Consider the following 2,880-nt stretch of genomic DNA (forward strand, 5'->3'; position numbering starts at 1 on the left):
CTGCCGCTAACCCGGTAAACGAAACCGGAACCAGCGGCGTCTAACACCGTTCTACCTTGATCGCAGGAGTGATTTTCCAGCTGAAACTACGAGAGCCGCTCTGAAGCCTCGCTTCGGTTCCTGTCTGGCTACTTTTCGCAATGTTACAGTCAAAATTTGCACGATTTACGGGCACGCTGTCCTGCGTGCTCATTGTTTCAACCGCGCTTTTCGCAGCCGCGCCCCAGGTTCAGGACCGCATAACGCGGAGAATTGATCCCGCGGTCACCGCTGTTGTGGCGGGCAATGTTCACCCTCTCGCGTCTCGAGATCACGACCGCGGGCAGGTAAGCGCAGCGCTGAAGATGCCGCGCGTCACGATGCTGTTCAAGATGACCGGCGCGCAGCAGGCGGCGCTGGATGCGCTTCTTCAAGGCCAGCAGGATCCCCGTTCGGCCGGCTACCATCACTGGCTTTCGCCGGAGGAGTACGCGGCGCGCTTTGGTATCAGCGCCAACGATCGAAATCAGATCGTGTCCTGGCTGCAGTCCCAAGGTTTCACTATAAATGAAGTAGGGCGCAACGGCCGTTCAGTGTCCTTTACGGGCGCCGCAGGCCAGATCGAATCGGCATTTCACACCTCGATGCATCAGTACGCCGTGAACGGAAAAACCTTCTATGCCAATGCCGCAGAGCCTTCTGTTCCGGCAGCCTTTGCCGATCTGGTGTCGGGATTCCGCGCGCTGAATGACTTCCGGCTCAAACCGCGGCCGAATCCGCGGTCGATCAGCGCCGCGGATGCTCCCCGATTTACGTCATCGGTATCGGGAAATCACTTCCTGAGCCCGAGTGACTTCGCAACAATTTACGATTTGCATCCGCTTTATGCCGCCGGCATTGACGGGACAGGGCAGTCCATCGTGGTTGCGGGACAAACGGACATCAATCTGGCTGACATCCGGGCCTTTCGCACCGCCTCCGGTTTGGCGGCCAACGATCCCTCCGTTGTCCTGGTGCCGGGGCTGGCTGATCCTGGCATTTCCGAAGACGATCTGCCTGAAGCCGACCTGGATTTGGAATGGTCCGGCGCCGTCGCGCCGAATGCTCATTTGATTTACGTCAATTCATCGAATGTTCTGGATTCGTTGCAGTACGCGGTCGACCAGAATCTCGCGACGGTGGCCAGCATCAGTTATGGGGATTGTGAAAAGAATTTCAGTGTCCAGGATGTCACTGCTCTCCTGGCGTTGGCTGAACAAGCCAATGCCCAAGGCATGACGATCGTGGCGGCGAGCGGCGACACCGGAGCAGCCGACTGTGACGGCCGCACGGCCACCGTTGCGACACAGGGTCTGGCCGTCGACCTTCCTGCCGGCCTTCCATACGTCACGGGACTTGGAGGTACGGAATTCCGGGAGGCGGGCACATCGTGGAGCAGCACGAATACGGCGGCGTCCGGTTCGGTTCTCTCCTATTTGCCGGAGGGCGCCTGGAACGATACTTCGACGGAGAGGACGCTGGCAGCCGGCGGTGGCGGCGCCAGCATCTATTTCTCGAAACCTGCCTGGCAGTCGGCATCCGGTGTCCCGAATGACGCGGCGCGGGATGTCCCGGACCTGTCTTTAAATGCCTCTCCGGATCATGATGGTTACCTGATGTGTTCAGGCGGAAGCTGCGTCAGCGGGTTCCGTTCCTCTTCAGGAAACCTGTATGTGGCCGGCGGAACCTCCGCCGCGGCTCCCGCCTTTGCGGCGATGGTTGCTCTCATCAATCAGAAGACGAGTTCAGCTCAGGGCAACGTCAATCCGACGCTGTACAGCCTGTTTGCCAGCGCACCGGCCGCCTTTCATGACGTGACTGTTGGAGGCAACCAGGTGCCTTGTTCGATCGGGAGCCCCAACTGCACCAGCGGGACTATGGGATACAGCGCGGCGCCCGGGTACGACCAGGCAACGGGGCTGGGCTCTGTGGATGTCATGAATCTGCTGACGGCATGGCCGATGCCGCAGAGCACGCCCGTCCTGTCGCCCGATCCACCCGTAATTACGGGCGGAGGCACTTCGACGGGAACGACCACGACAACCGGCCCGACTCCGACAGCGACCTCCACGCCGACGACCGCTCCGCAACCGATCAGCGTCGTGGAGTCAGGATCGATTCGATCGGGATATGTGGTCGTTACGCCGGATTCGAACACGACACTGCCGGCAGCGACCGTTACCTTCGGTGTCGTCAGCGGCGGTAATGTGCAGGCACAGACCGGTATCACCCCGATCCCGCTGATTACCGATGGGACCTTATTCGTCGATGTCGTGCCCGGAATCAGCCGGGACCTCGGCGTTGCGATTGTGAATCCGGGAGCCAGCGCGATTACGGTGACGTTGACCTTGCGCGACCAGAACGGGAACACCGCCGGCTCGTCGATTACGGTTCCGCTTTCACCGAACCAGCAGATTGCCGAGTTTGTGACTCAACTGTTTTCGCCGTCGGCCATCGGATCCGGTTTCAGCGGAAGCCTCCGGCTGCAGAGTTCGAGTCCATTCGGCGTGCTGGGTCTGAGATTCTCGTCAGCCAATTTCAGTACGTCTCCTGTTGCAGTTACGGCCGGCGCATCCGGGACTACAGCACTGGCATTGCCTCAGTTTGCGATGGGTGGCGGTTGGGCGACACAACTTGCGCTTGTGAATAACAGTGCGGCTGTCGCATCGGGCCGTGCCGCTGTCTACGATTCGTCCGGTAACCCCATGGCAGTGGATCTCAACGGCCAGACTCAGAGCACCTTTACTTATTCGATACCGGCGGGCGGAAGCATGGTGCTCGCGCCGAGGGATTCGAATGGACAATCGCCGTTCTAAGGCTTTGTTTCGGCATGGCGTGTGAGCGACCCCCTGCCCGCGCGAA

Annotated in this window: 1 protein-coding gene; it reads left to right on the plus strand. The window is 60.2% G+C overall.

What is annotated here, in order from left to right:
• Nucleotides 1–140: 140 nt before the first annotated feature.
• Nucleotides 141–2,834, plus strand: coding sequence for a S53 family peptidase (locus VGK48_25615; protein HEY2384569.1), 2,694 nt, complete (start codon nt 141–143; stop codon nt 2,832–2,834).
• The last annotated feature ends 46 nt before the right edge of the window (nt 2,835–2,880 follow it).

This window comes from Terriglobia bacterium (genome assembly GCA_036496425.1).
Taxonomy (GTDB): Bacteria; Acidobacteriota; Terriglobia; order 20CM-2-55-15; family 20CM-2-55-15; genus 20CM-2-55-15.